This window comes from Lipingzhangella rawalii (assembly GCF_031628175.1).
Taxonomy (GTDB): Bacteria; Actinomycetota; Actinomycetes; order Streptosporangiales; family Streptosporangiaceae; genus Lipingzhangella_A; species Lipingzhangella_A rawalii.
Genome location: NZ_JAVLVT010000029.1, coordinates 1 through 2,478 on the forward strand (window position 1 = coordinate 1; position 2,478 = coordinate 2,478).

Annotated in this window: 4 protein-coding genes; 2 read left to right on the forward strand and 2 right to left on the reverse strand. The window is 66.1% G+C overall.

Going from position 1 to position 2,478, the window contains the following annotated elements; translation table 11 throughout:
- Window positions 1-950 (reverse strand): hypothetical protein (locus tag RIF23_RS20595; RefSeq protein ID WP_310914295.1); only part of this gene is annotated, 950 nt, incomplete at its 3' end.
- A gap of 613 nt (window positions 951-1,563) precedes the next feature.
- On the opposite strand from RIF23_RS20595, the gene RIF23_RS20600 reads away from it, so the two are divergent.
- Window positions 1,564-1,884 (forward strand): metal-sensitive transcriptional regulator, encoded by a 321-nt coding sequence (locus RIF23_RS20600; protein WP_310914296.1) that lies wholly within the window; start codon window positions 1,564-1,566, stop codon window positions 1,882-1,884.
- Between the two features lie 61 nt (window positions 1,885-1,945).
- Window positions 1,946-2,095 (forward strand): hypothetical protein, encoded by a 150-nt coding sequence (locus RIF23_RS20605; RefSeq protein ID WP_310914297.1) that lies wholly within the window; start codon window positions 1,946-1,948, stop codon window positions 2,093-2,095.
- A gap of 90 nt (window positions 2,096-2,185) precedes the next feature.
- Here the strand turns inward: RIF23_RS20605 and RIF23_RS20610 are convergent, their stop codons facing one another.
- On the reverse strand, window positions 2,186-2,374 hold the full coding sequence (locus RIF23_RS20610) for a DUF2630 family protein (RefSeq protein WP_407659526.1): 189 nt from the start codon (window positions 2,372-2,374) through the stop codon (window positions 2,186-2,188).
- Window positions 2,375-2,478: the final 104 nt, after the last annotated feature.

The window sequence follows — 2,478 nt, forward strand, 5'->3', positions numbered from 1 at the left end:
TCACCGCCGCCGTCACCGTCACCGCCGCCGTCACCGCCGCCGTCACCGCCGCCGTCACCGTCACCGCCGCCGTCACCGCCGCCGTCACCGTCACCGCCGCCGTCACCGCCGCCGTCACCGGGCTCACCGGTGAAGTCGGCGGTGGTCTCGGCGAACGTGGCGTTGAGGAAGTCGCCCTCGTAGACGACCTCCCCGTCGGTGTCGTAGGCGGTTCCGGTCACGGAGAGGTCGAACCGCGCATGCGCCCGCGAGTCCTCCTCCTCGGTCACCACGCCGGACTCGATCACGAAGTCGACCGAGTCCACGTCCTCACCGAGGTCGGCGTCGCTACCGTCCACGGTGACCTCAGCGCTCTCTCCTGGGGTCACGTCGGTGCCGAAGACGCTCACTTCAACGGGGTGTGCCCCGCTGGGGACCTCGGCCGTCGGGACGCCGTCCGCGTCCACGTCGGCCTCGGAGGTGGCTCGGACGTCGAGAGCGAAGTCGCTGTCGCCGTCCCCGGGGTTCACGGCCCCGGACTCCACACCCTCCGGCAGCACCAGGGCCAGGTAGCCGTTGGCCAGGGCCAACCCGCTGTCCTCGGTCCACTCACTGTCGTGGTAGCGCGCCGAGGCGTGGCCATTGGAGCCCTCAAGGTCCCCTTCGCTGACGGAGCGGCCGTGGAAGCCCAGTACACCGTCCGGGTCTTCCAGGTGGTCCCACCTCACATCGCCATTGTCAACAGTGGCCTGCACGGAACCCAGGGTTCCGGAGTACTCCTCGGCCACGAAGCCACCGGCCGGCAGGTGCAGCTGCACTGCGGTGGCTGCCACAAACTTCTCACCCTCGTCTGCACCGAGGGGGGCGGCCCCCAGAGCCACGAACATCCCGGTCGCGAACACGGCCGCACAGGAGTTTGTAGCGATTCGCCGACCAGGGAAGCTCGCTTTCGCCACATTCGTGGACGTCATGAATGGCTCCTCTAACAGGAAGTACCGGATAAAAATGCATGACGGCAGGTCTAGGCCGAATACGGCGGGAAAGCGGAAAGATGCGGAAGCTGCCTATCAGACCACCGGGGAGTTCCGCGTCGACACACAGTCGCTGCCCACGCAAACCGCGTGGATAATCTCGAACGATGTGAGTCGACGTGCACGACAATGGCGACATCTGCGCCACGCACACGGAAGACCGCTCGATCCCAGAGCATCGCGGTTCAGGGCGACAGCAGGGACAATAGCACACGGAATTCGCTACGGGTAACGGCCAAATAAGCCCACGATGCGTCAGATATGAACAACACTGAGCCACACTGGCGCGTTCAGCGCGCCGGCACCGACGAGCCCGAAGTTTCAACGATGCGTTCTGAACTGCAAAAATGCCTGCACGAGAACTGTGGCGTACCCTGGCTCCACGAACACAGCCACTCCCAGCAGGAGTCCCTCCAGAACACGACTCACCGTGTCCGCATCCGGCCATCCCGACAGGGGCCTGCACCCAGAATCACGACGCCGACCCAAATATACCGCCGTAGGGTATTATCGCTGGTGGCGAGGCGTGATGCACCCATCAGGAGCGGCGACTATGACCGACGAGACCACCACAGCGGAACAGCAGCCAGCCACCTACGGCTACTACGACAATAAGCAGAAGCACCTGAACCGGCTACGGCGCATCGAGGGACAGGTGCGTGGCCTCCAGCGCATGGTGGAGGACGATGCCTACTGCATCGATATCCTCACCCAGACCTCCGCTGCCAACAAGGCACTACGCGCGGTGGCCCTGGAGCTGCTGGACGAGCACCTCAAGCACTGCGTGGCCCACGCCACCGCACACGGCGGAGCCGAGGCCGAGGCGAAGGTACGTGAGGCTTCCGAGGCGATCGCACGACTCGTGCGTTCGTGATCCGCACCTAGCGAATCCCCTGCGCTGCGACAACATAAAGCACCAGGTGTGTCCCGAGCGAATGGAGGCCACGACCAACCACCGTGCGGCGCAACTCGAACCGCGCCTCGCCGTAGCCATGGTGCTGCCTATCGAGCGTGCGGACATGATCGCGCGGGCACAGCGGGACCGTGGACACGATCTCAGCGACGATTCGGCTGCCGGTCACTGACGGGGGCGTGACAGCGCGCTGAGGATGCTGGATGGTGGTTGCCGCCCCGGGAACGCGCCACCACCCAGGTATAGCCGCGGGCCACGATTCCTAGCTCTGGTCGTGCTCTACGTCGGGCACTGGTCGCGGGTGTGCCTGCCATGGATCCTCGCCGTATCCGGCATGGGCGCGACGCTGCCGCAGCAGATCCCAGCACTGGTCCAGGGACTCTTCCAGAGTGCGCATTCGACGGCGCTCATCCGGGGTCAGACGATGCTCGCACCATGGCCGAGACGAGATTCCGGCACGGCGGGAGCACAACGCGTGGGAGCCCCGGCCGTGGGTGGGGCTGGCCGGGGCTCCGGGAGTCCCCAGGCACGCCTGGGGGGGACTGGCCGACCTAG

Bases quoted from the DNA above. Each gene is read 5' to 3' on its own strand.
- RIF23_RS20600 (WP_310914296.1), top strand. From the start codon at position 1,564: ATGACCGACGAGACCACCACAGCGGAACAGCAGCCAGCCACCTACGGC.
- RIF23_RS20605 (WP_310914297.1), top strand. From the start codon at position 1,946: ATGGAGGCCACGACCAACCACCGTGCGGCGCAACTCGAACCGCGCCTC.